General features: G+C 72.0%; 19 protein-coding genes and 2 pseudogenes. 13 read left to right on the top strand and 8 right to left on the bottom strand.

Annotated elements, in window-relative coordinates; genetic code table 11:
• Positions 1 to 91 precede the first annotated feature (91 nt).
• On the bottom strand, positions 92 to 1,435 hold the full coding sequence (locus AB0I77_RS49880) for a tetratricopeptide repeat protein (protein WP_363289638.1): 1,344 nt from the start codon (positions 1,433 to 1,435) through the stop codon (positions 92 to 94).
• Positions 1,436 to 1,534: 99 nt separating this feature from the next.
• On the opposite strand from AB0I77_RS49880, the gene AB0I77_RS49875 reads away from it, so the two are divergent.
• Positions 1,535 to 1,726 carry a hypothetical protein gene (locus tag AB0I77_RS49875; protein ID WP_363289637.1) on the top strand — a complete coding sequence of 64 codons (192 nt, stop codon included), beginning with the start codon at positions 1,535 to 1,537 and terminating at the stop codon, positions 1,724 to 1,726.
• A gap of 3 nt (positions 1,727 to 1,729) precedes the next feature.
• Here the strand turns inward: AB0I77_RS49875 and AB0I77_RS49870 are convergent, their stop codons facing one another.
• Positions 1,730 to 5,629 carry a hypothetical protein gene (locus AB0I77_RS49870; protein WP_363289636.1) on the bottom strand — a complete coding sequence of 1,300 codons (3,900 nt, stop codon included), beginning with the start codon at positions 5,627 to 5,629 and terminating at the stop codon, positions 1,730 to 1,732.
• Positions 5,630 to 5,897: 268 nt separating this feature from the next.
• On the opposite strand from AB0I77_RS49870, the gene AB0I77_RS49865 reads away from it, so the two are divergent.
• Positions 5,898 to 6,707, top strand: coding sequence for an NPP1 family protein (locus AB0I77_RS49865; RefSeq protein WP_363289635.1), 810 nt, complete (start codon positions 5,898 to 5,900; stop codon positions 6,705 to 6,707).
• 89 nt (positions 6,708 to 6,796) lie between these two features.
• The gene (locus AB0I77_RS49860; RefSeq protein WP_363289634.1) at positions 6,797 to 8,038 is read left to right on the top strand and encodes an amidohydrolase; all 1,242 of its coding nucleotides are present in this window, start codon (positions 6,797 to 6,799) and stop codon (positions 8,036 to 8,038) included.
• A 32-nt stretch (positions 8,039 to 8,070) separates the two neighbouring features.
• Here the strand turns inward: AB0I77_RS49860 and AB0I77_RS49855 are convergent, their stop codons facing one another.
• Positions 8,071 to 9,252, bottom strand: a complete 1,182-nt coding sequence (locus AB0I77_RS49855; RefSeq protein ID WP_363289633.1) for a hypothetical protein — start codon at positions 9,250 to 9,252, stop codon at positions 8,071 to 8,073.
• Between the two features lie 149 nt (positions 9,253 to 9,401).
• Positions 9,402 to 10,541 (bottom strand): PP2C family protein-serine/threonine phosphatase, encoded by a 1,140-nt coding sequence (locus AB0I77_RS49850; protein WP_363289660.1) that lies wholly within the window; start codon positions 10,539 to 10,541, stop codon positions 9,402 to 9,404.
• A 221-nt stretch (positions 10,542 to 10,762) separates the two neighbouring features.
• Between AB0I77_RS49850 and AB0I77_RS49845 the strand changes: the two genes are divergently transcribed.
• Positions 10,763 to 11,179, top strand: coding sequence for a hypothetical protein (locus AB0I77_RS49845; protein WP_363289659.1), 417 nt, complete (start codon positions 10,763 to 10,765; stop codon positions 11,177 to 11,179).
• Positions 11,180 to 11,336: 157 nt separating this feature from the next.
• On the top strand, positions 11,337 to 12,242 hold the full coding sequence (locus AB0I77_RS49840; RefSeq protein ID WP_363289632.1) for a hypothetical protein: 906 nt from the start codon (positions 11,337 to 11,339) through the stop codon (positions 12,240 to 12,242).
• Here the strand turns inward: AB0I77_RS49840 and AB0I77_RS49835 are convergent.
• Entirely contained in the window at positions 12,139 to 13,503 is a 1,365-nt protein-coding gene (locus AB0I77_RS49835) for a PLP-dependent aminotransferase family protein (RefSeq protein ID WP_363289631.1), read from the bottom strand. The genes AB0I77_RS49840 and AB0I77_RS49835 overlap by 104 nt on opposite strands.
• Before the next feature lie 77 nt (positions 13,504 to 13,580).
• Between AB0I77_RS49835 and AB0I77_RS49830 the strand changes: the two genes are divergently transcribed.
• The 4 genes and pseudogenes from AB0I77_RS49830 to AB0I77_RS49815 all read left to right on the top strand — a co-directional run bounded on the left by AB0I77_RS49830 (position 13,581) and on the right by AB0I77_RS49815 (position 17,593).
• Positions 13,581 to 14,360, top strand: a complete 780-nt coding sequence (locus tag AB0I77_RS49830; protein ID WP_363289630.1) for an alpha/beta hydrolase — start codon at positions 13,581 to 13,583, stop codon at positions 14,358 to 14,360.
• Positions 14,361 to 14,370: 10 nt separating this feature from the next.
• Positions 14,371 to 14,538 (top strand): annotated as a pseudogene (locus tag AB0I77_RS49825) (endonuclease/exonuclease/phosphatase family protein); the annotation flags it as partial.
• Positions 14,539 to 14,815: 277 nt separating this feature from the next.
• Positions 14,816 to 15,549: pseudogene (locus AB0I77_RS49820) on the top strand (endonuclease/exonuclease/phosphatase family protein); the annotation flags it as partial.
• Between the two features lie 82 nt (positions 15,550 to 15,631).
• Positions 15,632 to 17,593 carry an FUSC family protein gene (locus tag AB0I77_RS49815; protein WP_363289629.1) on the top strand — a complete coding sequence of 654 codons (1,962 nt, stop codon included), beginning with the start codon at positions 15,632 to 15,634 and terminating at the stop codon, positions 17,591 to 17,593.
• Between the two features lie 76 nt (positions 17,594 to 17,669).
• Here the strand turns inward: AB0I77_RS49815 and AB0I77_RS49810 are convergent, their stop codons facing one another.
• Positions 17,670 to 19,742, bottom strand: coding sequence for a PhoX family protein (locus AB0I77_RS49810; RefSeq protein ID WP_363289628.1), 2,073 nt, complete (start codon positions 19,740 to 19,742; stop codon positions 17,670 to 17,672).
• A gap of 272 nt (positions 19,743 to 20,014) precedes the next feature.
• Here AB0I77_RS49810 and AB0I77_RS49805 point away from each other — a divergent pair, with 272 nt between their 5' ends.
• The 3 genes from AB0I77_RS49805 to AB0I77_RS49795 all read left to right on the top strand — a co-directional run bounded on the left by AB0I77_RS49805 (position 20,015) and on the right by AB0I77_RS49795 (position 23,674).
• Positions 20,015 to 21,385 carry a VWA domain-containing protein gene (locus AB0I77_RS49805; RefSeq protein WP_363289627.1) on the top strand — a complete coding sequence of 457 codons (1,371 nt, stop codon included), beginning with the start codon at positions 20,015 to 20,017 and terminating at the stop codon, positions 21,383 to 21,385.
• A gap of 92 nt (positions 21,386 to 21,477) precedes the next feature.
• Positions 21,478 to 23,085 carry a methionine--tRNA ligase gene (gene metG, locus AB0I77_RS49800; protein WP_363289626.1) on the top strand — a complete coding sequence of 536 codons (1,608 nt, stop codon included), beginning with the start codon at positions 21,478 to 21,480 and terminating at the stop codon, positions 23,083 to 23,085.
• 112 nt (positions 23,086 to 23,197) lie between these two features.
• Positions 23,198 to 23,674 (top strand): hypothetical protein, encoded by a 477-nt coding sequence (locus tag AB0I77_RS49795; RefSeq protein ID WP_363289658.1) that lies wholly within the window; start codon positions 23,198 to 23,200, stop codon positions 23,672 to 23,674.
• Here the strand turns inward: AB0I77_RS49795 and AB0I77_RS49790 are convergent.
• Both AB0I77_RS49790 and AB0I77_RS49785 read right to left on the bottom strand, forming a co-directional pair.
• Complete coding sequence (locus tag AB0I77_RS49790; protein WP_363289625.1) at positions 23,667 to 23,840, bottom strand: DUF397 domain-containing protein; 174 nt, start codon at positions 23,838 to 23,840, stop codon at positions 23,667 to 23,669. The genes AB0I77_RS49795 and AB0I77_RS49790 overlap by 8 nt on opposite strands.
• 2 nt (positions 23,841 to 23,842) lie before the next feature.
• Positions 23,843 to 24,685, bottom strand: coding sequence for a helix-turn-helix transcriptional regulator (locus AB0I77_RS49785; protein ID WP_363289624.1), 843 nt, complete (start codon positions 24,683 to 24,685; stop codon positions 23,843 to 23,845).
• A gap of 232 nt (positions 24,686 to 24,917) precedes the next feature.
• Between AB0I77_RS49785 and AB0I77_RS49780 the strand changes: the two genes are divergently transcribed.
• A complete protein-coding gene (locus AB0I77_RS49780; RefSeq protein ID WP_363289623.1) occupies positions 24,918 to 25,343 on the top strand; it encodes an ATP-binding protein in 426 nt (141 codons plus the stop codon).
• Positions 25,344 to 25,499 lie beyond the last annotated feature (156 nt).

The raw sequence follows: 25,499 nt of genomic DNA, 5'->3' as shown, positions 1-25,499 counted from the left end.
GAAACTCCCCTACGAGCCGGTCCAGACGCTCCCCTACGAGCCGGTCCAGACGCTCCCCTACGAGGCTCCCCCACCCCCTACCGCTGTCTCCTTACAGCGGAGGCTGTGCGGGCGCGGGCCCGAGGGTGGTGGTGCCCGGGGCCGTACGGTGTCCGAGCCCCGTCCGGTACGCGTCCAGCGCCGCCTCCACGCGTCCCGTACGGCGCAGCAGGTCCCCCAGCAGCCGGCACAGGTCGGCCAGGTCACCGGCGGCGCCCGCGCGTTCCAGCAGGCTCAGGGCCCGGACGTAGTGCTCCTCGGCGGCCTCGGTGTCCCGGGCGTCCTCGGCGATGATGCCGAGCAGGCGGTGCGCGGCGGCGGAGTGCAGGGCGCCGCGTTCGGGGCTCAGGTCGCTGAGCACCTCGTGCAGCAGCTCGGCGGCCTCGTCGGACTTGCCGCGCCGGTGCAGTACGTCGGCCAGCTCGACGGCGACCTGGCTGGAGTAGAGGGCGGCCCGCCTGGCGGAGAGCATGGCGAGGGCCTGTCTCAACTCGTCCTCGGCACGCCTCAGTTCGCCGTTCTGCGCGTACACGTACCCGCGCATCCAGTGGCAGTTGGCCAGCTCGGTGCGCAGTTGCAGTTGCCGGTACAGCTCGGCCGCCTTGGCCAGCGAGGCGTCGGCCTCGGCGAGCTTGCCCTCGGCGAGCAGCGTGCGCGCGACGGAGCGGTGCATACGGGCGACGAGCGCCGGGTCACCGGCCTGCGGGGCGAGCGCGAGGGCGAGCTCGGCTGCCTGCGCGGCCCGCGCGTGCGCGCCCATGTCCATGTAGGGCCCGATGACGCCGGCGTAGAGGAGGAGCAGGGCGTCCGGGTCGTGCAGACCACCACGATTGAGTTCATCGATCGTGGATTCCAAGAGATAGACCGAGTACCGGAGTTCGCCCGCCAGGTAGTGCGACAGGGCACGTCCGCGCAGGGCCGGGACGCGGACCGGCAGGGGGACGTCCCCGAACGCCTCCTCCGCGCGCTCGAAGTACCGTCGTCCCTCCTCCAACTCACCGGTCTCGATGGCGCATTCACCGAGCCCGAGCAGCGCCGCCGCCCGTGCCTCGTCGAGGCCGAGAGACTCCGCCTCGGCGAGCAGCCGGGCGTACTGCTCCGCCGCCGCCTCGGCCTCTCCGGTGGCGAGGGTGCGCTGGGCCTCGGTCAGCCTGAGCCGCAGATCGGTGAGGAGCCGGGCCGGCCGCCCGGTCGCCAGTTCCTCGAAGCCGACGCCGAGCCGCTGGGCGAGATGCCTGAGCGCGTCGTCGGAGGGGCGGACGCGGCCGGCTTCCAGGGTGGAGATGTAGGCGGGGGTGTAGGCCGGTTCGGCCACCTGCTTCTGAGTGAGCCCGCGTTCGACGCGCAACTGCTGCACCCTGCGCCCGATGGTCACCGGGTCGTCGCGCTCCGACATCGCCCAACTCCCCCTGTGCCCCTTGCCGTTCGACTCCGACAGCCCCTAGGTTAAACCGGGTAGTAAGCCTGTTTACGTCACCGCTGCTGCGAGGTCGCCGTGCTCGAACGCCCCAGCACCACCCAGCGTTTCACCAAGGGTTTCACCGCCGCCGTGATCGCCGTCGCCGCCCTCATCCTGGCGGCGAACGCGGGACCGGCACGGGCGACGGAGCCGGGGCAGCAGTACGCCACGCACACCGCGGGGATCACGGACTCGGCGGAGCGCCCCGACGGCCACACCTCTCACTGAGATTCATTCCGCGCACACTTTCCGATACGCCACCTCCGGCACATACGACCGCCACTGCGCCTTCGTCAGATCCGCGCCGCCCGTCCGTGCGCAGACCTGGGCGGCGGCCCGGTCGGCGTCGACGGTGTACCGCTGGAGGGGGACATGGGTGCCACCGGCGTACAGCGTGCCGTTGTCGGCGGAGAAGGCGAGAGTGTCGATGCTCTCGCCGGGGGTGGGCAGGGGCCTGCCGAGCGGCTGCTGGGTCGCCGTGTCCCAGAGCTGGAGCGTGCCCGCGTCGCCGCCGACGGCGAGGGTGCGGCCGTCGGGACTCAACGCCAGCGCGCCGACCGCTTCCGGGGTGGCGCCGTCGAGGGGCCCCGGGAAGACGTTGCGCAGGACACCCGCGCGGTGGCGCAGGTCACCGTCCCACAGCGCGACGCGACCGGTCCGGTCGCCCGCCACCAGGCGGTGGCCGTCGGGGCCGAAGGCGAGCGCGCTGATCCGCTCGCCCTGGACGAGGTCCCGGGCGCGCTCGCCCTGGAGCTGGTCCCGGGCGATGCTCCGTCCCGCGGGGAGCCGGGCCACCCGGTTGTCGCCGGCGATGAGCCGGCCGTCGGGACGGACCGCCAGGTGAGCGCCGATGAGTTCGGACGAGGCGACCACGCCCAGCCGACGACCCCTCGCCGTCCACACCTCATTGCTCAGCTCTCCGGTAGCCGATGCGCGGGTGGCGTAGAGGGTACGGCCGCCGGGGTCCAGGGCGAGGGAGACCACCGCCGCACCGGACCCCGCCGAGCCGGACCCCGCCGTCGCCAGGTCCAGTGACGTACGGGCGTGGCCGCTCGGCACGTCCCAGATCGTGATCCGCTGGGGTGCGGCCTCCCGGCCGGGAGCCGAGACGCCGTAGGCGAAGGCCTTGCCGTCGGGGCTGAACGACATCAAGGGCAGCGTGTCCCGCGGTACGACGGGCAGGGCGGGGTCGCGGGAGACGGGCGGAGGCGGGGAGGGCAGGGCCTCGATGAGGTGGCCGTCGTGGGTGGCGCGCAGTTCGAAGCGGTAGCGGGTGCCCCGTCGTTCGGCGGTGCCGAAGGCGCGGCCGTCGGGGCTGAGCAGTACGCCGTCCAGCGGGGCGTCACGCCAGGCGGCGGTGACCGTCGTCGTGAGGTCGAGAGTGTGTACGGAGCCGCCTTCGAGGTAGCGCAGGAGGGGCGGGCCGGGGTCCCAGCCGAGGCCGCCGTAGAGGTGCTGGTTGTTGAGGGGGTGGCGGAAGACGGGGGCGGTGGGGTCCGACAGGCGCCAGACCCGGATCTCGTCGCTGCCGGCGGTCGCGAGGAAGGCTCCGCCCTTGCTGAAGGAGGCGTACGCGACGCCCGGGGCGTCGATCGCGGCGACCTGGCGGCCCGACCCGACGTCCCAGACGTGCAGGCCGGTCGGCGTCACGACGGCGAACCGGCCCTCGCCACGGCCCCCGGCGCGACCCCCACCACGGCTTCCGCCCGCGAACACCACCAGCGAGTTCTCGTCGTCGCAGAGGCCGCCGGCCTGTTCCCAGGCGCCGGGCAGCAGGCGAGGGGCGGCGGTGTCCCACACCTGCGGCGCCCGGCCCGTCGGACATACGGCCACCAGCCGGTCGTCGGCACTCGGCGCCACGTTGGCCCGGTCGGCCTCCCGTGTCTCGAACAGCAGCCGGTCGTCCGTCACGGATCGGAGCTGGACCCGGTTCTGGACCTGGTTCTGGACCTGATTCTGGGCCCGGTTCCGGACCCGGTTCCCGTCGGTGCCGCCCCGCGGATACCCGTCCGCGCCGCCCAGCAGATAGCTGCGGCCGCTCGCGCCGAAGTCGAGGCCGTACCGCCCGGCCGGCGGCCGGGCCCCGGCCCACCGTCCGGTGGCCGTGTCCCACAGGCGCACGCCGTCGGACGCGAAGAGGGCGAGCATCCGGCCGTCCGGGCCGGCCGCGAGGACCTCGCCCGCGGGCAGCCGGCCCGAGCCGGTGCGGCGGTGCCCGGTCACGTCCCAGGTCCGCCAGGTGCGGCCGTCGACGCTGAGCAGGGTGCGGCCGGAGTCGACGAGGAAGCGCCGGGCCGTGTATCCCGGCGCGGGGTCGGTGAAGGTGTCCGGCTCCGGCTGGGCGAGGGAGCCGAGCAGGGCGCGGCGGGTCTCGGGGAGCGGGGCGATGCGCCAGGCGGCGACGCCGAGGAGCAGGGCGGCCCGGGGGTCGGTGGTGCGCAGGCCGTCGGCGACGGCGGCTATCCGGCGGGCGGTGTTCTCCGTGCGCTGGCGGCGGTTGTCCTGGTGCTGCCGCACCGCCACCACACCGGCCACAAGGGCCGCGGCCAGCACCGCCGACAGGGCGCCGGCCAGCACCCGGGCCCGCCGTCTGGACCGGCTCGCGGCCCGGCGTTCCGCCGCCCGCGCAGCGAACGCGGCGACGAGGAAGGACCGTTCCGCCACGGTCAGCGCCGGGTCGCTCGCGTGGTGCGGGAACAGCTCTTCCGCCCGCGCCAGCCGGCTGCCCCGGTACAGCGTGCCGGGGTCGCGGTCGTGCTCCCGCCAGGCGCGGGCCGCCTCGGTCAGGCGCCGGTGGTGACGCAACCGCTCCCGCTCCGCCTCGATCCAGCGGTGCAGCCGGGGCCAGCAGGTGATCAGGGCCTCGTGGGCGAGGTGGACGGCCTCCTCGTCGGCGGTGAGCAGGCGGGCGCCGGCCAGCCGCTCCACCACCTCGGGCACCTCGGGCACCTCGCGGTCCACCCACTCGGCCAGTTCGGCGCGGGTGAGCGGGCGCCGGGTGTCGGGGGTGCCCTGCCCGGGTTCGACCATCCGCAGCAGCAACCGCCGGGCGGTGCCTCTCTGGTCCGGGGACAGCTGCTCGTACATCTCCTCGGCGCTCGCCGCGATGGCCCCGCGCACTCCGCCCGCCGCCTCGTACGCGGCCAGGCTCAGCAGCCGTCCCTTGCGGCGCCGCCAGGTCTCCAGCAGGGCGTGCGAGAGCATCGGCAGGGCGCCGGGCTGGTCGAGGACCTCGTCCACGATGCGTGCGGTCAGCTCGCGTTCCACCAGGAGGCCGACGGCCTGCGCCGGTCTGACGACCGCCTCCCGCAGCTCGTCCGCCGTCATCGGGCCGACCAGCAGGCCGGCGCCGCGCAGGGCGTCCGCCAGCTCCCGGTGTTCGGCGCACCGGACGTAGAAGTCCGCGCGGACGGCGATGAGCACCCGCAGCCGGGTGCCCGGGTCCCGGGCGGCCAGCAGGAGGCCGAGGAACCGGGCGCGCTCGGCCGGGTCCCGGCACAGGGTGAAGACCTCCTCGAACTGGTCGACCACCGCCCAGATCTCCGGCTCGTCCCCGGCCGGGGCGAGCAGATGACCGTACGTCTCGGCCGGTCGCGGCCCGGGCGTGAGCACGCGCAGCACCGCCGGGCGTCCCATGCCCGCCATCTCCGCCCGCAGGCGGGGGATCAGTCCGGCCCGCAGCAGCGAGGACTTGCCGCTGCCGGACGCGCCGAACAGCACCGCGAACCGGTTCTCGCGCACCAGCCCGTTCAGCTCCTGCACCAGCCGGTCCCGGCCGAAGAACAGGTCGCGGTCGTCCGGCTCGAAGCGCGCCAGACCCCGATACGGCGCCGGCCCCTCGCCCTCGCCCTCGACGAGCGCCCCCGCGGCCTCTGCCTCCGCCCGCTGCCACCGCGGCTCCCACGCCGTCGGGTCCGCCCCGCAGGCCCGTACATACCCCTGGAGCACGGCGAGCGACGGCAGCCGTTCGCCGGCCGCGGCCTGCGACAGCGTGGTCGCGGAGAAGCCGGCCGTCTTCGCCATCGTCCGGTACGCGGGGCGGCCGGCGGACCGGCGCAGCTCCCGCAGTTCGTCCGCGAGGCGTTGCACGGGTCCGGCCTCGGGGTCCAAGGGTCGTTCCGGACGCCCCACGGGGCCACCCACTTCCGAAACAGCAGATGACAACAGATGCCAACAGATGACAACGATGTTCAGGACGTTCAACGTACGTTTCCGCACGATCCGTCGTGAACCAACACAAGGTGTGGGGTTGATGACGCCCGCACAAACGCTCCGGGCGACATTGATTGCCCTGACGAAAGGGCCTGCCGATCAACTCCCGGGTTGTCAGCCTCGGTCCCGTCGCACCGCCTCGCGGTGCGGCACCACCCCTCACGGACCGAGCCACCGGAGCACCCGCATGTCCCAGGCAGTCACGTCCCGGGCAGTCACGTCCCGGGCAGCCAAGAAGAGAACGAAGTCCCGCCTCGCCAAGGCCGCCCTCGTCGCGGGCAGCGTCACCGCCCTGACCGTCGGCCTGACGGGCAGCGCCAACGCCGCGATCCTGACCCCCCTGCCGTGGAACGCGAGCACGTTCCAGAACAAGTACATGCCGCTGTTCGACTACGACTCGGACAGCTGCTTCCCCGCGGCGGCCGTCGACGCGAGCGGCAAGCTCAACGGCGGCCTCAACAACAGCGGGTCGCTCACCGGCGGCTGCCGGACCGGGCACCTCGGCAAGGCCAACACGTACTCGCAGTCCCAGTGCAAGAACGGCTGGTGCGCGTACGTCTACACCCTGTACTTCGAGAAGGACCAGTGCGACCCCACCGGCATCAGTGACTGCGGGCACCGCCACGACTGGGAGTCCGTCGTGGTCTTCCAGAAGCAGGGCGAGGAGCGGCCCCGCTACCTGTCCGCCTCCCGGCACGGCGGCTACAGCACCCACCCGATCAACGAGGTGCCGATGGACGGCAACCGCGTCAAGATCGTCTACCACAAGGACGGCGCGAGCACGCACGCCTTCCGCTTCGCCAAGTGGGACGAGAGGCCGGTGGCCTGGGGGGACGGGGGCTGGGACCGCCCGGCCCTGGTCACCATGGAAAACATGGACAAGACGCCGCGCGACCAGCTGTGGAACTCCACGTGGGGCCTCGCCAACTTCCCGCTGACCAACAACCTCGTCAGCAACATCAACAAGGCCCGCCCCTCGGCGGTCCCGCAGTTCTGACGCACGGCGCAAGCCGCCACCGGTGGGGCATACTCCCCCGTCCCACCGGTGGCTCCGGCGTCGCCCGGGGCCGTGAGTAGGCTGCCGAAGTGACCTCTCCCGCCGCCCGTACCGCACTGGACCTCACCAGCGACCTCCCGGTGACCGCCCTGGAGGACCTCTACCGGGACCTGCACCGCCACCCCGAACTGTCGCTGCGCGAGCACCGCACGGCCGGGAAGCTCGACGAGCGGCTGCGCATGGCCGGATACGAGACGGCCGACGGCATCGGCGGCACCGGAGTCGCGGGGGTTCTGCGCAACGGCGAAGGGCCCGTCGTCCTGCTCCGCGCCGACATGGACGCGCTGCCGGTGCAGGAGGAGACGGGGCTGCCGTACGCCTCCGAGACGCCCGGCCTGATGCACGCCTGCGGGCACGACCTGCACGTGACCTGGCTGGCGGGTGCGGCGCAAGCGCTGTCGGCCGGCCGGGACACCTGGTCCGGCACGCTGCTCGTGGTCGGCCAGCCCGCCGAGGAGACCGGGCTGGGCGCGGCCGGCATGGTGGCCGACGGGCTCTACGAGCGCTTCCCGCGCCCGGACGTGCTGCTGGGCCAGCACGCGGTGCCGGGGCCGGCCGGCCTGTACGGCCACACACCCGGCCTGATCCTCTCCGCCTCCACCGACATCGACATCGTCGTCCACGGCGTGGGCGGGCACGGCTCGCGCCCGGAGACAGCCGTCGGCCCGGTGGTGACGGCGTGCTTCCTGGTCACCCGTCTCCAGACCGTCGTCTCGCGCGAGATCGCCGCCGGGGAGGCGGCCGTCCTGACGGTCGGCCGGATCGAGGCGGGCACCCGGCCCAACATCATCCCGACCGAGGCCCGGATCTCCCTGAACATCCGTACGCAGTCGGAGCCGGTCCGGGAGCGGATGATCGCGGCGGTACGGCGGATCGCGGCCGGCGAGTGCGCGGCGGCGGGCTGCCCGCGCGAGCCGGAGGTGACGGTCGGCGAGTCCTTCCCCCCCACCGTCAACGACCCGGAGACGGACCGGCGCGTGGCCGCCGTGCACGGCGAGGTCTTCGGCACCGGGACGATCCTCGACCCGGGCCCCGCGACGGCCAGCGAGGACTTTCCCCACCTGGCCCCGGACGGACTGCCGTACGCCTACTGGTTCGTGACCTCCACCCCGCCCGACGTGTGGGACGCGGCACCCGGCGACGACCTGGCCGAGAAGCTCGCGGCCGTCACCAGCAACCACAGCCCCCGCTTCGCCCCCGACCTGTCCACCCTGACGCCGGGCATACGGACCCTGGTCTCGGGCGCGCTGGCTCTGCTGGAGAAGGCCTGAAGCGCCTGAAGCGCCTGAAGCGCCTGCAAGGCCTACCCCTGCGTCTGCAACTGCCGCAGCTGCCGCAGCTGCCGGTGGACGTTCTCCAGGGCACCCTCGCGCCGCCCGGGCACCCGGCCGCGCAACTCCGCGAGCGCGGGCCCGAGTTCACAAGCCTGCGCCGCGTCCCGGATCTGGCTCCACTGATGGTGGGCCCGGTCGACGGCCGCCTCGACATCCGGTGCGTCCGGCGCCTGCCCGGCGGTCAGCCGCGCACCGGCCACCGCCAGCCAGGTACGGCAACTGCGCACCGGATCCCCGGCGAACATCGCCAGATCCGCCCGGACTTCGGTCCAGTGCAGAGCTTCTTCGGAGCCGGGGCCGTGCGCACGTACGGCGACCCGTTCGTGCTCGGCGGCCAGGGCATCGGCGTCGGGGTGACGGCCGGCTTGGACGGCGGCGGTGATGTAGGCGTGGGGGTCGCCGTCACGTGGGCCGACGTCATCTGTTCCGCGCCGGTCGGCATCACTCAGCCCGTCCGGCGATTGAGGACGAGGCCGTTCAGGCCGATACGGGGGTCTGGGGGCGAAGCCCTCAGGAACGCCGACGCCGGGTGCCGTCAGAACGACATCCGCGTACCCATCGCTGCCCAGCCGCCCCAACGCCTGCTGATGCAACTGCTCCACCGGCGGACGCCACCCGCTGCGCAGAATCGTCGCGACCGCCTTCATGTACGCCGGTGCGGCAACCGTTCGCCGGGACGGCGGCGGCGCCACCCGCCCGTACACCGCGTTGTTGTCGCCGGAGTCGAGGCGGTGGGAGCGCAGCCACTCCCAGGTCTCCGCGTCGGCGTGCAGATCGAGGAGGAGGGTCGTCGACCCCGGCGCGCGCAGCCGCAGTTCCTCGCGGATCCAGTGCCAGGGGAGGCCGGTGTAGCGGACCGTGGACGTGGTCGTGCGGGCCAGCGCCAGGTGGGGCAGGTGCTGGCGGCGGTCGAGGAGGAGCTGGCCGGTGACGAACACGGTCAGCGGGCCGGGGGCCGCCGCCGCCGCGCGGAGCCGGGTGAGGACGGCCTGCGGTTCCAGGGGGTCGGCGAGTTCGACGACGTTCGCGGTGTCGGTGCCCGACAGCACGGCGGGCGGGACCGCCGCGAGGACGGGAAGCACGGACGCCGCGTCCACCAGACAGCCCTTGCCCACCGGTGAGGCGGCGAGCAGCAGCACGGTTCCGGGCATCGGTCCCTCCCCATCCCCCGTCGATCACGTACGTCAGCACCGTAACCGCTGCGGCTGCAAAGGTGGGTCTCAGGACTGCAAACGTCCCTTTCCGGATGACTCGTCGGACTCACGGGACTTCAGGGGACCTCAGGGGACCTCAGGGGACCTCAGGGGACCTCACCGTCCCGGCGCACCGCGAACACCGTCGTGTCGTCGGCCAGCCGTCCGCCGCAGTGCCGCAGGGTGCCGTCGCGGACGAAGGCGACCAGGCGGTGGGGTTCGGCGGTGCGCGGGTCGGCGGCGACGGCGCGGGCCACCTCGTCGGCGAGCGGGAAGAACACGCCGTCGCCGTCGCGTGCCTCGGTCACGCCGTCGGTGGTGAGCAGCAGGGTCGCGCCGGGTACGAGGGGGACCCGGTGCACCGGTGGCAGCCCGCCCGCAAGCTCGCTCAGCCCGAGCGGGGCCCCGTCGCCGGGCGGCAGGGGCCGTACGCCGTCGGGGCCGACCGCCAGCGGGGGTTCGTGGCCGAAGAGGACGGCCTCCACCACATCGCGCTCGTGCTCGGGGAAGCCGATCAGTACGGCGGTGGCGAACCGGTCGACGTCCTCCCGGCCCAGGGCCGCGCTGTGCAGGCCGTGCCGCCGCATGCGGATCTCCAGGCGTTCGGCGACGGTCGCGAGGTCCGGCTCGTGGTAGCCGGCCTCGCGGAACGTGCCGAGCAGCGCTGCCGCCGCCTCGACCGCGTCGAGCCCCTTGCCCTGCACGTCGCCGACGAGCACGCGGGTGCCGTACAGGCCCGGCTGGATGTCGAAGAAGTCGCCGCCGACGCGGGCCTCGGTGTCGGCCGCGAGATAGACGGCGGCGTGGTCGAGGCCGCCCCAGCCCGGCGGCAGCGGGCGCAGCACGGTACGGCGGGTGGTGTCGGCGACGTCCCGCATGTGCAGCATGTGCCGCTCGCCGCGCACCCGGACCGTGCAGGCCAGCGTGGCGAGGAAGCCGCCGACGGCGACGAGGACGAAGTCGGCCAGGCCGGTCTGGTACTGATGCGGCCAGGCGTTGTCCGCGAGGATGTACGTGACCAGCGCGAGGACGGCGAACGCGATCGTGCCGCCCATCCCGCAGAGCGCGGCGGCGATGCCGGGCACCAGCACGATCCAGGAGATGATCCGGGACTCGCCGGTGGTGTTGATGTCGACCACGGTGATGGCGACGAGCAGCAGCAGCGGCGCCACCCAGGCGATGCTGCGGCCCCGGATCCGCAGCACCAGGTGGCGCTGGAGGACGTCCTCGGGCAGGGCGCGGGGCAGCCGGGCGAGGACTCTCCGGCGACCGCTCACCGGTCTCAGCACTCGGCCGCTCACGGGCCCAGCGAAACACGCGCCCGCGAGAGCCGCATGTCCGCCGACTTGCCATGGCCTGTCACGAGGTGTGCCCTGGGAGGCAGGGACGAGGAGAGAAAGGAGTGCTCTCAATGGCCCATACGGCACCCACACCCGGCGGAATGCGCGGTATGCGGGGAACGCGCGGTATGCGCAGCACCGGCCCGTCCCGCGCGCCCGACGTCTTCGACGAGCGGGTCCACCGGATGGCGAGGATCGGGATACCCGTCGTCCTCGGGCTCGTCTACGGCTACTGGGCCGCGGCCAACCGGCGCGACGGCGGGCCCGTCACCGGTTGGAACATCCTCTTCGGCTTCGTCACCGCGCTCGCGTTCATCGTGCTGTGCATCGCGGTGGCGACGCTGGCCCCGCGGCTGAAGCGGGAACTGCACTCGCTGACGAAGTCCGGCTTCGCCGGCGCGGCGTTCGGCTTCCTGTACAGCCAGTCCGGCGCCTCCGTGCTGCGGTCCACGGTCATGGCACTGCTCGTCACGGCGGCGATCTTCGCGGTGTTCTTCTACCGCTACTACACGCACGAGGACGCTCAGGGAAACCGCATCCGCTGACCGCATCGCACATCGCATCCACTGACCGCATCCGCTGACCGCATCCACTGACCGCATCCTCCAAAACCGCAGGTCGGACGCCCGTACGGCTTGACGTATTCGCCCATATGCAGGCACGCCGCTCGCGCGCCCCGCCCCCGGGCCGTTGCCTGGAAAGGTGCCCACACGTCTCCGGAACGCCCTGTCGGCCGGGCTGATCGCCCTGGCCTGCCTGCTCGTGCCGTTCGGCGCGCTGGCGGCCTGGGTGGCGTACGGGCTCGCCGACACGGGCCGGTACGTCACCACGATGGCGCCGCTCGCCTCCGACCCGGACGTGCGCGAGGCGATCGCGGACACCGTCGGGGCCGGAATCGTCCAGGAGACGGGCGTCGGACCGCCGATGCGCACCTTCGTGCGGGACGCGGTGCACTCGTTCACCCGGACCGAGGCCTTTCGCACAGTCTGGGACGCGGGCAACCGGGCCGTCCACGACGCCGTACTGCGCGCCCTGCGGGACGGCAGCGAGGGCGCGGTGACCGTGGACCTCGCGCCCCTCACCGCGCAGGTCAAGGACCGGCTCACCCAGGACCACGTGCCGTTGGCGCACCGCATCCCGGTCCGGCACACCGAGGTCGCCGTGCTCCCGGCCGAAGATCTGAACCGGCTCCGGAAGGGGTACGACGTGCTCGAAGTCGCCGGCTTCTGGCTTCCCGTCACCGCGATCGCCCTCGCCGTCGCGGGGATCGCCGTCGCGGCCTGCCGCCGTCGCGCGGTCACCGCGACCGCGCTCGGCACGGCACTCGGCGGCGCGTTCCTCGGCCTCGCTGTCGCGATCGGCCGCCGCCTCACCCTCGCCGACCTGCCCGACGCGGCCCACCATCCGGCCGCGGGCGCCGTCTACGACGCCCTCACGGCCACCCTGCGCACGGTGTCCTGGCTGCTGGTGGTCCTCGGCCTGACGGTGGCGCTGGGCTGCTGGCTCACCGGACGGTACGGCCGTCCGCTCGGCTTCTGGCGAGGCGGGCGAGCGTCCGCAGCGCCCGCTCCAGATCCGGCACACCCGTCGACCCGAGTCCGAGCCTGACCGCGTCCGGGGTGCGGCTGGGGTCGACGGCGAAGGCAGGACCGGGCGTGACGGCGATCCCGTGCGCCGCGGCGGCAGCCGTGAAGGTGTCCGCGCGCCACGGGGCGGGCAGCTCCCACCAGGCGTGATAGGCGCGCGGATCGGACCGCACGGAGAAGCCGTGCAGTTCCGCCGCGAGGATCCGCTGCCTGCGCGCCGCGTCCGAACGCTTCGCCGCGACCAGCCGGGCCACGGTCCCGTCCCCGATCCACCGCACGGCAGCGTCCAGCGCGAACCGGCTCGCGCTCCACCCGCCGGAACGAATGGCGGCGGCCACGGCCCCCGCGCGCCGCTGCGGTACGACGAGGAAACCGACGGTGAGCCCGGGCGCGACCCGCTTGGACAGGCTGTCGACGACGTGGGTGAGGCCGGGCGCGTAAGCGGCCAGCGGGGTGCTCCGATCGTCGAGGAAGGACCAGATGCGGTCCTCCACGACCGGGATGTCCAAGTCGGTGACGGCGTGGGCGAGTTGGCGGCGCCGCTCCTCGCTCATGGTCAGGGAGGTCGGGTTGTGCAGGGTCGGCTGGAGGTAGAGGGCGGACAGCGGGGCCGCGCGATGGGCGGCGGCCACGGACTGGGGGAGCACGCCGTCCGCGTCCGAGACCAGCGGCACCAGCGTGCTGCCCACCCGGGCCGCGATCTCCTTGACCAGGGGATACGTCAGCGCCTCGACACCGACCCGGCCGCCGGGCCGGACCAGACAGGCGAGGGCGGCGGCGATGGCCTGGCGGGCGTTGCCGGTGAACAGGAGCTGCCCGGCAGGGTGCTCCCGCGGCAGGGAGAGCAGGGTGGCCGCCGCCTCCCGGGCCGCGGCGGTACCGGTGGCGGCGGCCGGGCGCAGGGCCTCGTCGAGGACGTCCGGGCGCAGGAGGGCGGCGAGGGAGGGGGCGAGGAGCTCGGACTGGCCCGGCACGGACGGGTAGTTGAGCTCCATGTTGACGGGAACGGCGGCTGCGGCGGTCGCGGCGGCTGCGGCGGCCGGTTCGGTGAGGGCGAGCCCGGCCGGTGCGGCCCGGCTCGCGCGGACGAACGTCCCACGCCCCACCTCGCCCACGACCAGCCCCCGCCGCACGAGTTCGCCGTACACCCGCCCCGCCGTCGACCCGGCGATCCCGCGCCGCCGCGCGAACACCCGCTGCGGCGGCAGCCGTTCACCGGGCTTGAGCCGTCCGGCGGCTATGTCGTCGGCGAGCCGGTCGGCGATGCGCCGGTAGTCGTTCATGTTGTAGCTCTCCTGGATTGCACCGAGGGCAAAGATCTTATTGCACCGATGAGTTGGAGCGATCTAGGGTCGCTCACATGACCCCTCCGGTTCCCTTTACCCCTGTTGTTCCCCTTGTTCCCCTTGTTCTCGTCCATGGCCACCCCTTCGACCACACGATGTGGGCCCCGCAGATCGAGGCGTTCTCCGCCACGCGCCGGGTGATCGCCCCCGACCTGCGCGGGTACGGCGCGGCGCCGCAGGCCGCCCCCGGCATCACGCGCTTCGCGCAGTTCGCCGAGGACATCGGGGCGCAGCTGGACGACCTGGGAGTGGAGACCTTCGTCCTGGCCGGTCTGTCGATGGGCGGCCAGATCGCGATGGAGTGCTACGGGCAGCTCGGCGACCGCGTCCGTGGGCTGGTGCTCGCCGACACCTTCCCGGCGGCGGAGACACCGGAGGGCGTCGAGGCCCGCAACGCCATGGCGGACCGGCTGCTGCGGGAGGGCATGCGGGGCTACGCCGAGGAGGTCCTGGAGAAGATGGTGGCGCCGTATGCCGAGGCGGGGGTCAAGGCCCACGTCCACCGCATGATGACGTCCGCGCCCCCCGAGGGTGCCGCCGCCGCCCTCCGCGCCCGCGCCAAACGCCCCGACTACCGCGACCTGTTGACCCGCGTCACGGTCCCCGCGCTGGTCGTCGTGGGCGCCGACGACGCGTACACGCCGGTCGCCGACGCGGAGGCGATGCACGCGGCGCTCCCCGACTCGACGCTGCGGGTGATCGAGGGCGCGGCCCACCTGCCGAACCTGGAACGGCCCAAGGAGTTCAACGAGACCTTGGAAGAGTTCCTGGCGCGGGTGGACGGCCACTCGTAGTCTCGGGACGATGACCGGCCGGCCCGGACGAAGACTCGGTATGTGGGTCGCCGCGCTGCTGTTCGCCGGCGTGAGTGTCGTCGTGGGCTGCCGGGCCGCCGACACCGACGGCATCACGCCCGTCCCGCAACTCCTCGCCTTCCTGCCCTGGTTGCTCGCGCCCGCCGGGCTGGGCCTGTCCGGCGGATCAGGTCGCAGGAAATCGGCGGCGCCTCATCAGCGCCGGTGAGCGGGGGCGATGGGGGTGCCCCCGCGCGAGGTTGTTCGAGCGTGGGGGAGCGTCCAGCTGCAAGGCGGAGGAGGGAGTCGACGCGATGGGGGTCCCCCCGCTCGAGCGAAGCCGAGCGTGGGGGGAGTCGGCGAGTGACGACAACGCCGCAGATGGGCGCCCGCCGCGGAGCGGCTAGTGTCACTGCGACCCCGCGTCTGCGGCATGATCCGCCGGACAGGCCCCAGGTCTGGGGCTCGCGCTGCTCGCCCGCTGGTGGGCCGGGGTGGCGTGGGCGATGGTGGTGCTCGGGCTCCTGGCCTGGTTCATCGAGCCGTACGGCAAGAGCGGTGAACCCGGCGGCACCGCCCTCGCCTCCTTCCGGGTGCTGACCTCGAACGTCGGTTCGGACGTGGCTCCGACTCCCTCGTCGCGGCCGTCCGCCGGGAGAAGCCGGACGTCGTGTTCGTGGCGGAGTGCGAGTACGCGTGCGACGCGGCTCTGAAGCGGGCCCTGAGCACCGCCTACCCGCACCGGCAGGCCGTGGAGGCGGGCGGTTCGAAAGGATCCGTCATCCTCAGCCGCTTCCCCCTCGAAGCCGCCGACGGCGTGCCGGGCACCATGGGCATGCCGGGCGCCGTCGCCGACGTGCGCGGGCGCGCCGTACGGCTCCAGCTCGCGCACCCCATGCCCCCGCTGCCCGGCCAGGTAGACGTCTGGCGGCGGGAGCTGGGCGCCCTGCGCGACTTCGCCGCCGAAGGCACCGAAGGCACCGCAGGGTCGGACAGTTCGGACACCTCCACGGTCCTGGCCGGCGACTTCAACGCCTCCCAGGACCACGCCGCCTTCCGCCGCATCCTCGACACCGGCCTGCGCGACGCGGCCCGCCTGGCCGGAGCCGACCGCACGCCCAGCTGGCCGGCCCGCACCGCCCCGACGCTCGGTGTCCAGATCGACCACGTCCTCGTCTCCCGGGACTTCTCCGCGCGCTGCTCGTCGACGTCACGCTTCACCAGCGGGAATGACTGAGGGCCGGGCTCATAGCCGGGCTCATAATGGGCGCATGTCCCGAGAGTTCCCCATCGGCCTCACGCCTCCCGACTGGCTGGTGAGGAACCTCCGGCCCCAGCAGGCACCGCCCGTCAACCGGCCCGCCGTCGCCCGCGCCGCCGTGGCGATGACCCTCCCCCTCGCGATCGGCCTCGCCACCGATCACACGGCCTACGGCGCCCTCGCCTCCATGGGCGCCCTCTTCGGCGTCATCAGCGACACCGCCGACGCCTACCGCATGCGGATCCTCAACATCGCGATCCCGCAGCTCTTCGGCGCCGTCGGCATCACCCTCGGCTCCCTCGTCCAGGGCCACGGCTGGGCGGCCGTCGCCGCCGTCACCGGCGTCGCGCTCGTCTCCGGGATGATCTCGACGATCGGCGCGGTGGCCTCCGTATCGGGACTGCTGCTGCTCCTCAACTCCGTGGTGGGCGCGGGCCTCGACATGCCCGGCGAGTGGTGGCTGGCCCCGGCCCTGATGGCCGGCGGCGGGCTGCTCGTCCTGCTCCTGGCGCTGCTGGCCTGGCCGCTGCGTTCGGGGGTGCCGGAGCGGGCGGCGGTGGGGGACGCGTACCGGACGGTGGCCGGTCTGCTCGCCGTCTGCGGCACCGACCGGACGGAGGAGGAGTACGACGAGGCCCGCCATGCCGTCACCCAGTCCCTCAACCAGGCGTACGACCTCGTCCTCGCCCGGCGTGCCCGTCACCACGGCCGCAGCCCCGAACTGACCCGCCTGCTCGCCCAGTTGAACGCGATCATCCCGGTCGTGGAGGCCGCCCCCGCCGTCCACCTGGCCGGCACCCCGCTCGCGGCGGAGCTCCCGGAGGCCGTCCGCCACCTCGCCCAGGCGGTCGAGACCGGCTACACCGGCCCGATAGGCCTGCACCTCCCCGTCCCCCTCACCGAGACCTCCCGCGCCGTCGACCACGCCCTGCGCCACACCGCCGAGGTCGTCACCGCGCCGGACGTCGACCCCCGGGGCATCGACGACCGCCTGGGCCGCCCGGCCGCCCTGAGCATCCGCACCGCCCGCGCCGCCCGCGACGTCGCCCTCTCCGCCGCCTCCTGGCGCTACGGCCTGCGCCTCGCGCTCTGCATCGGCCTGGCCCAGTCGCTGGTCTCGATCGTTTCCGTCCCGCGCTCGTACTGGGTCGCCCTGACCATCACCTTCGTACTGAAGCCGGACTTCGGCTCGGTGTTCTCCCGCGCGCTGCTGCGGGCCCTGGGCACGGTCGCCGGGCTGGTGATCGCGGCAGCGGTCCTCTCCCAGGTCCCGCGGGGCTGGTGGGACGTACCGGTGATGCTGCTGCTGGCCCCGCTGATCCCGGCGCTCACCCCGCGCGGCTACGGCTACCAGACGGCGGCGATCACCCCGGTGATCCTCCTCATATCCGACGTCCTGAACCACGAGGGCACGGCCCTGCTCCTGCCCCGCCTGGTGGACTCCCTGATCGGCTGCGCGATCGCCCTCGTGGCCGGCTATCTCCTCTGGCCGGAGAGCTGGCACACCCGCGTCGGCGACCGCCTCGCGGACGCGGTCTCGGACACCGCGCGCTATGTGGAGGGCGCGTTCGGAGCGCCGGGCGTGGCGGCCGTGGACCCGCCCGCGCGTGCCCGGATGCGCCGCCGCCTCTACCGCGACCTGTCCGCCATCCGTACGGAGTTCCAGCGCGCCCTGACCGAGCCGCCGCCCACCGGACGCCGGGCGGCGGCCTGGTGGCCGCTGGTGGTGGCCGTCGAGCGCATCGTGGACGCGACGACGGCGGCCCGGGTCCGGGTGAAGCACGGGGCGCCGCCGCCCTCCTCGGCCGAGGTGGGCCAGGTCGCCCTCCAGCTACGGGAGTTGGCGCAGGGCGTACGGGAGGTCGAGGTGCTGTTCGAGGTCCGTACGGACCTCACCGGGCCGGCGGACAGCGTGCTGGAGCCGCTGCGGCAGGAGGTGGCGGCGGCGAGGGCGATCGCGTCACCGCACTGAGGGTGAGGCTCAGGGGTGACGCGATCACCGAGGTGTTCCCCTTTGTCCTTTGTTTGTCCTTTGTTTGTCCTTTGTGTCAGACGCCGATGTCGTCGCCGTCCGCGCGCCAGACCGACACGACCGACGGGCGCACGTACGTGCCGGGACCGTCGGGCCAGGTGCTGGCCGGCTTCTCCACGGACGCGCCGCTGATCTCCCCCGGGTGCTGCACGGAGACGAGCACGCGCCGGTCCTGGACGAGCGGGCCGCAGGTCTCGGCACCGTTCGGCATGGTCAGGAACTGCTTGAGCTCACCGCGCCGGTCGCCCTTCGTGGCGACGCCGAAGAGGCCGTCGTGGAAGCCGAGCTGAGCGCCGTCGGTGGAGATCCACAGGTTGCCGTGCGGGTCGAAGGCCACGTTGTCCGGGCAGGAGATCGGGCTGACCTTGTCCTTCGGGAACCCGGCGAAGTAGGTGGCCGGGTCGTTCGGGTCACCGGCGACCAGGAACAGGGACCAGGCGAACTTGGTGCTGTCGGCCAGGTTCCAGCGCTCGGTCAGCTCCAGGACGTGCCCGTGCTTGTTGGCGTTGCGCGGGTTGGCCTCGTCGGCGGCGGCGTAGCCGGTCAGACCGCGGTTGGTGTTGTTGGTGAGGGCGACGTACACCTTGCCGGTGGCCGGGTTCGGCTCGATGTCCTCGGGCCGGTCCATCTTGGTGGCGCCGACCTTGTCACCGGCGAGGCGGGTGAAGACGCAGACCTCCTCGGCGGTCATGCCCTCGACGTGCGAGACGGCGCCCTTGGCGGTAGCGGTGACCAGCGGAACCCACTCACCACTGCCGTCGAACTCGCCGTCGGCGGGCAGCTTGCCGGTGCCGTCGATCTCGATGGCGGGGGAGTCACCGGTGAGCTTGGCGACGTAGAGGGTGCCCTCGTCGAGCAGGGAGAGATTGTGCTCGCGCACGGCACGGCTGCTGCCGCGCTTCATCGGCTTGCTGCCGATGAACTTGTACATGTAGTCGAAGCGCTCGTCGTCCCCGGTGTAGACGACCGGCCGCCCGTCGTGCGTGAGCCGCACGGTCGCGCCCTCGTGCTTGAACCGGCCGAGGGCGGTGTGCTTGCGGGGCGTGGAGTGCGGGTCGTACGGGTCGAGTTCGACGACGTACCCGAAGCGGTGCGGCTCGTTCGGCTCCTGGGCGACGTCGAACCGCTTGTCGAACCGCTCCCACTTGCGCTCGGAGGCGCCGGTACCGATGCCGTACCGCTTGTCGGTGGCGCTGGTGGCGTTGGCGAAGTACTGGTTGAAGTTCTCCTCGCCGTGCAGGGTCGTGCCCCAGGGGGTCGTCCCGCCCGCGCAGTTGTTGAGGGTGCCGAGGACCTTGCGGCCGGTCGGGTCGACGGAGGTCTTGAGAAGGTCGGACCCGGCGGCGGGCCCGGTGACCCGGAACTCGGTGGTGGCGGTGACGCGCCGGTTGAGCGGATGCCGGGAAACGGCGCCGAGCTTCCCGTTCTTCCGCTCCCCTTCGACGACGACGACGGACAGCCCGTGCGCCGCCCAGGCGATCTCGGCCTGCTCACGGGTGGGGTTGGCGGCGTCGTAACCACGGAACATGAGCACTTCGTCGGTGTACTCGTGGTTGGCGACGAGAAGTTGCTTGTCCCGCTCCCCCGGGAGGGGCAGGAGGGCCAGGAAGTCGTTGTTGTACCCGAACTGACCGGCCTGGGCGGCGGCGGTCTGCTTCTCCGGGTCGAAGGCGGGCGCGCCACGCAGGATGGGCTCGCCCCAGCGGATGACGACGTTCTGCCGGTAGCCGTCCGGGACGGTCACGACATCGGCGGTGTTGGGCGCGACGGGAGTGAACCGCAGTCCGCGGGCGCCCTTGGAGGTGCCGGGCTTGTGCGTCGTAGCGCTCTCGGGGCTGTTTTCGGCCGCGGCGACGGGCGCGGCGAGACCGGCTCCCGCGGCACCGGCCACGGTGACGACGGCGGCGGCCCGCATCATCGAACGGCGACTGAGCGCACCCGCGATCACATCACCGACGTACGGGTTTGCGGAGGTGTTGGGCACCTCGTGGAAACAGGCGTCACCACACCGGAAACGGCACGTCAGAGCGGACCGCCCACCGGGATGCGACTCGGTCGAGGTCCTGATCAACGGCAACTGTATGCGCACTTTGCTCTCCCCTTGCTTCCCCTTTTATCCAGCGTGACGGACGGTAGGGCCCTGTTTGTGCGGGAGCGGGGCGCACTGGTGAACGCAGGGTGAACCGGAAGTGGATGTAGGTCAGTTGACCGGAGAGATGAGGCAGACCTGATGTGAGCCTTGACGTCCAGGGCGGTGTATGAGCCGCCCCTGCCCAAGATCACCCGCAGGGGCGGCTAACCTTACGTGTCCGTCCTGGCCAGGGATTGACGGGCTTCAACTCATGCGAAGGGTTGCGCACCATGGGCATTCTTACTCTCTTGCGGAACACGTTCGGCAAGTCACGCAAGGGGCGTACCGCCGAGGCGGTGCCTTCGCAGGGGGCTGAGCGGGAGACAGACGAGGTCGCCTCGCCGGAGGCCTCACAGGTGACCGCGCCGGAGGCCTCGCCGGTGACCTCGCCGGAGGCGGACCCGAAGGTCCCGTCCCCGTCGACGGAGCCGACCCCCGAGCCGCAGCAGACGGCGACGACCTCGGAGACGGCACGGGTACCCGAGCCCCGGACGTCCACGCCGACCACCTTGTCCACGAAGGAGGAGCACGACCTGGTCGCGGCGGCCTTCGACCAGGTGGCGGTCGCTGCGCCTACCAAGGCGGAGGAGCCGGTGGCGGCTGCGGAGGTTGTCTCCGAGCCGGAACCCGAACCCGACCCGGAGCCGGTCGCGGAGGTCACTCCCGAGCCGGCGACGGTGGAGGAGCCGGAGCCGGTCGCGGAGATCACTCCCGAACCGGTGGAGGAGCCGGAGCCGATTGCGGAGGTTGCTCCCGAACCCGAGCCGGAGCCCGTCGCAGAGGTCACACCGGAGCCCGAGCCGGAACCGGAACCGGAACCGACCGCCGAGCCCACCCCCGAACCGCTGGCCGCCGACGGCGAGGACGCCCCACAGGGGCCACCCGCAGTCGACGACGAAAGCAGCACGGGTGGTGCGGGTGGGAACGACACGGCCGAAGGCGAAGCCGAGGCCGTGACCGTACCGGCAACCCTCCGCACCGCCTACGACGCCGCCGCCACCACCCTCAAGGACAAGAACCTCACCGGCACCCGCGCCAAGGTCTACCTCGTCCTCGACCGCTCCGCGAGCATGCGCCCGTACTACAAGGACGGCTCCGCCCAGGCCCTCGGCGAGCAGACCCTCGCCCTCGCGGCGCACATGGACCCGGAGTCCAAGGTCCACGTCGTCTTCTTCTCCACGGAACTCGACGGCACCGGCGAGCTCACCCTCACCGACCACGACAACAAGATCGACGAGCTGCACGCCGGCCTCGGCCGCATGGGCCGTACCAGCTACCACGCGGCGGTCGAAGCGGTCGTGACCCACCACGAAACCCACCACGAAAAGGCAGCCCCCGGCACCCCCGCCCTCGTCGTCTTCCAGACGGACGGCGCCCCGGACGCCAAAACCCCCGCCACCCAGTCCCTCACCGAGGCCGCCGAAAAGCACCCCTCCGTCTTCTTCTCCTTCGTCGCGTTCGGCGAGCACGACAACAAGGCCTTCGACTACCTCCGCAAGCTGAAGACCGACAACACGTCCTTCTTCCACGCGGGCCCGACCCCCCGCGAGCTCACGGACACGGAGCTCTACGAGGGCGTACTGGCAACCTGGCGCCCGTAACCACGCATGCGCCCCTCGGGGGGTGGGCTCCCGACTCCCACCCCCCGAAACGCATGTGAGTCGATCTCCCCAGGCCCAGTAGGATTTCGCCCATGGCGGCCACTGGATCCGAGAAGCAGGGGGCGAAGGCGTACTACGTCTCGACCCCCATTTACTACGTCAACGACGCTCCTCACCTGGGCCACGCCTATACGACCGTCGCAGGCGACGTGCTCTCGCGCTGGCACCGTCAGCGCGGCGAGAAGGTGTGGTACCTCACCGGCACGGACGAGCACGGTCAGAAGATCATGCGCACCGCGGAGGCGAACGGCGTCAGCCCGCAGAAGTGGGCCGACAAACTCGTCACCGAAGCCTGGAAGCCCCTCTGGGAGCACCTGGAGATCGCGAACGACGACTTCATCCGTACGACGGAGAAGCGTCACACGGACCGCGTCCAGGAGTTCGTCCAGGATCTCCATGACAAGGGCGAGATCTACAAGGGCGGCTACGAGGGCCCGTACTGCGTGGGCTGCGAGGAGTACAAGCTCCCCGGCGACCTCATCGAGGCCGAGGACGGCACGAAGCTGTGTGCCATCCACAAGAAGCCGGTGGAGATCCTCAAGGAGGAGAACTACTTCTTCAAGCTCAGCGAGTACGGCGACAAGCTCCTCGCCCACTACGAGGCCAACCCCGGCTTCATCCAGCCCGAGTCGGCGCGCAACGAGGTCGTGAACTTCGTCCGCCAGGGCCTTCAGGACCTGTCCATCTCGCGCTCCACCTTCGACTGGGGCGTCCCGGTCCCGTGGGACGACAAGCACGTCATCTACGTGTGGATCGACGCGTTGCTGAACTACGCGACGGCGGTCGGCTACAACGAGAACCCGGAGAAGTTCGAGAACACCTTCCCCGCCGACGTCCACCTCGTGGGCAAGGACATCCTCCGCTTCCACGCGATCATCTGGCCCGCGATGCTGATGGCGCAGGGCCTCCCGCTGCCGGGCAAGATCGCCGCGAACGGCTGGCTGATGGTGGGCGGCGAGAAGATGTCGAAGTCGAACCTGACGGGCATCAAGCCCCAGGACCTGACCTCGCACTTCGGCGTGGACGCATACCGCTGGTACTTCCTGCGCGCGATCGCCTTCGGCCAGGACGGCTCCTTCTCGTGGGAGGACTTCGCCGCCCGCTACACCAGCGAGCTGGCGAACGACTACGGCAACCTCGCCTCCCGCGTCGCGGCGATGGTCGGCAAGTACTTCGGCGGCGCCCTGCCCGAGGCGACGGCGTCCGGCGAGGCCGAGAAGGCGATCGAGGACGGCCTGGCGAAGGCGGTCGCGGAAGCAGACCGCCGGATCGGCGACGAGCTGGACTTCCAGGGCGGCATCCTGGCCGTCTTCGACTTCGTCAAGCAGGTCAACGGCTACATCACGGAGCAGGAGCCGTGGAAGGTGGCGAAGGACACGAGCGACGAGGGCAAGGCCCGCCTGGCGACGATCCTCTACACGGCCGCCGAGTCCCTCCGCGCGGTAGCGGTCCTCCTGAACCCGATCATGCCGGACACCTCCCAGAAGCTCTGGGACTCCCTCGGCGCCGGCTCCTCCCTCGGTCCCCTCGCGGACCAGAAGGTCCAGGAGGCGGGCGAGTGGGGCAGGCTCCCGTCCGGCACGACGGTCACCAAGGGAGCGGTCCTCTTCCCCCGCCTGGAGGAGAAGCCGACGGCGTAACGCACGCGTGCGGCCGAGGGCCCGGGAAGCCAGAGGTGCTTCCCGGGCCCTCGGCCTACCCGTACCCCCTACCTGCATGTCCCCGACCACCCGTATGGTTTCCGCCATGGCAATGGCAGTACCCGAGGTCATTCCGATCGCCTACGTGCCCAGGCGTCACACCGAGTCCATCGGCCGGTACGCGGACGGTCAGTTCCTGGCGTCGATCACGTACGCCTTCCCCGAAGGCTTCCGTCCCGGCGAAGGCTGGGAAGAGCACAAACGCCTCTACGTGGCACTCCACACCTTCGACGCCGACGGCCACTACCGCGACTCGGAGATCTGGTGCGCGGGCACGTGGGCCGAGCAGCAGCGCGCCCCGGCCGGCGACGACTCGGTCCTCGGCCGCGCCCGCATCCACCTGGCGAAACTCCTACGCAGCCTCCCGCGCCGCTCCTACACGGACATCGCCATACGCCCCTTCCAACTCACCGTCGACGGCGTCCGGTTCGGCCTGGTGATCCGCGAAGAGGAGGGCGAGTCCTGGGCGGAGCTCTACCCCGACCGCCTCGAATTCGGCGAACCTTGGGACGGCAGGTACGTCACCTGAGCCGCAGTTGGTGAAGGAGGGCGGCGAGGCTGTCCGGGGTGACCTGGAGTATTCGGTCGGGGTCGTCGCTCTCACGGAGGAGCAACTGTTCTTCGTGGACGGCCAGTTCCACGCAGTTGGCTCCGTCGCTCCCACTGGAGAAGGTCGACTTCTGCCACTGGATCACGTCTACAGCTCCTTCGCCAGACGGTGAATGTAGTCCCGGGATCGGACCGGTTCGAGGGACACCGCCTCCACTTTACGAAAGAGCGTTCGCATGGAAAGGAGCTGCGCCGGCGCATCCACGAAGGCCGTCCCCTGAGGGGTGTCACGCTGAGCAGTGTCCAATGCGGGTACCCGGCCGCCCGCGTACAGCAGTTCGGCACTCGCGCCTGCGAAGCCGTCCACGTCGAACGGGATCACCCGTACGGTGATGCCGGGAGCCTCTGACTGTGCCAGTACCGCGTCGAGTTGAGCCCGTGCCACGCGCCGGTCGGCGACCCGGGTACGCAGCACCGGTTCGTGGAGTACCGCCACATACGGAGTCGCCCCGATGTCCGCCTGCCGCCGCATTCGGTGCTCCACTCTCAACTCCAGCTCGGCCTTCGAGAGTTCAGGCCGCCAGTAGGCGAACACAGCGCGCGCGTACTCCTCGACCTGGAGCAGCCCCGGCACATGTGCGGTGGCGATCTCCTGGAGGAACATCGCGTGGTGCTGCAACTCCGCCAGGTCAAGGAACACGGGAGGCAACCTGTCCCGGTACTCCTCCCACCACCCGCGCGTGCGATCCGTCGCCATCTCCACCAACGCGTCGACCAACGCGACATCCCCACAGCGATAGTGGGCAGCCAGCCTGCGCACCCGCTCCTCGCTGACTCCGGCGATGCCCGCCTCCATCTGACTCATCTGAGCGGATGTCGAGCCAAGAAAGCCGGCCACCTCCCGTGCGGTCATGCCTGCGGCGTCCCTCAGCCTGCGCAGCTCCGCGCCAAACCGCACCTGACGCGCAGTCGGCTGACTCCTCGGCGGCATCCGACCCTCTTCCCTCAACAGCCCATACTGACGTCCCACTTGTGGGTGCCAGATTAAGCAACGAGCTTGCTGCGGCACAAATTAATGCCATACCGTCAGTGACGCGACGCACACGCTGCGGAACCCGGGGTTACCGGAAGCGCACCGCCCCGCCATGCCATGACGGGAGCGACGGAGCCACCGCCCATCCCGCAGCGAACCACCAACTCCCCACCACACCCGGAGTCCACCCATGCCCGAAACCCACCCCGCCCCCGAACCCTGGGAATACACCCTCTCCATCCCCCACGACCCCCGAGCAGTCACCGTCTCCCGCCGCACCCTCCGCCTGATCCTGACCATGCACGGCCTGATCCGCCTCACCGACACCGCCGAACTCCTCGCCACGGAGCTGATTTCCAACGCCGTACTCCACACCAAGGGCCCCGCCATCCTCCGCGTCCACTGGTCGGCCGGCGTCCTGCGCATCGGCGCCTGGGACGCGGACCCCGAACCCCCGCACCCACCCCTCGACCTGGCGACCCTCACCGACGCCGAGGAGGGCAGAGGCCTCGCCCTGGTCCGCGCCTGCGCCGACCTCTGGGGCTGGCAGCCGCTGGCCAGGAACGGCAGCCGAGGCAAGTACGTCTGGTGCGAGTGCGCCATGGAGGCGCCTTGATGTATCCCCGGTTGAGCCGGGAGGAATTCGGAGAGTATTCCTGGGTCAAATGACTTACCCGGAGCTGAAAGGTGATGGGGACCGTAGCATGTCAGGAAATCGGTGGCCGGGTCCAGGTGTCAGGGACGGTGCACCGAGAGACCCGCGCGATACGGC

The sequence above is a fragment of the Streptomyces sp. NPDC050619 genome (genome assembly GCF_040654815.1).
Taxonomy (GTDB): Bacteria; Actinomycetota; Actinomycetes; order Streptomycetales; family Streptomycetaceae; genus Streptomyces.
Note: the sequence above shows the minus strand (reverse complement) of the source record. Positions and strands in the feature narration are given on the sequence as shown.

What these genes read in the sequence shown, in the direction of transcription:
- AB0I77_RS49865 (WP_363289635.1), top strand. Translation starts at nt 5,898, where the DNA reads ATGTCCCAGGCAGTCACGTCCCGGGCAGTCACGTCCCGGGCAGCCAAG.
- AB0I77_RS49795 (WP_363289658.1), top strand. Translation starts at nt 23,198, where the DNA reads ATGGCAGTACCCGAGGTCATTCCGATCGCCTACGTGCCCAGGCGTCAC.
- AB0I77_RS49780 (WP_363289623.1), top strand. Translation starts at nt 24,918, where the DNA reads ATGCCCGAAACCCACCCCGCCCCCGAACCCTGGGAATACACCCTCTCC.
- AB0I77_RS49880 (WP_363289638.1), bottom strand. Translation starts at nt 1,435, where the DNA reads ATGTCGGAGCGCGACGACCCGGTGACCATCGGGCGCAGGGTGCAGCAG.
- AB0I77_RS49830 (WP_363289630.1), top strand. Translation starts at nt 13,581, where the DNA reads ATGACCCCTCCGGTTCCCTTTACCCCTGTTGTTCCCCTTGTTCCCCTT.
- AB0I77_RS49815 (WP_363289629.1), top strand. Translation starts at nt 15,632, where the DNA reads ATGTCCCGAGAGTTCCCCATCGGCCTCACGCCTCCCGACTGGCTGGTG.
- AB0I77_RS49845 (WP_363289659.1), top strand. Translation starts at nt 10,763, where the DNA reads ATGCGCAGCACCGGCCCGTCCCGCGCGCCCGACGTCTTCGACGAGCGG.
- AB0I77_RS49785 (WP_363289624.1), bottom strand. Translation starts at nt 24,685, where the DNA reads ATGCCGCCGAGGAGTCAGCCGACTGCGCGTCAGGTGCGGTTTGGCGCG.
- metG (WP_363289626.1), top strand. Translation starts at nt 21,478, where the DNA reads ATGGCGGCCACTGGATCCGAGAAGCAGGGGGCGAAGGCGTACTACGTC.
- AB0I77_RS49835 (WP_363289631.1), bottom strand. Translation starts at nt 13,503, where the DNA reads ATGAACGACTACCGGCGCATCGCCGACCGGCTCGCCGACGACATAGCC.
- AB0I77_RS49855 (WP_363289633.1), bottom strand. Translation starts at nt 9,252, where the DNA reads ATGCCCGGAACCGTGCTGCTGCTCGCCGCCTCACCGGTGGGCAAGGGC.
- AB0I77_RS49805 (WP_363289627.1), top strand. Translation starts at nt 20,015, where the DNA reads ATGGGCATTCTTACTCTCTTGCGGAACACGTTCGGCAAGTCACGCAAG.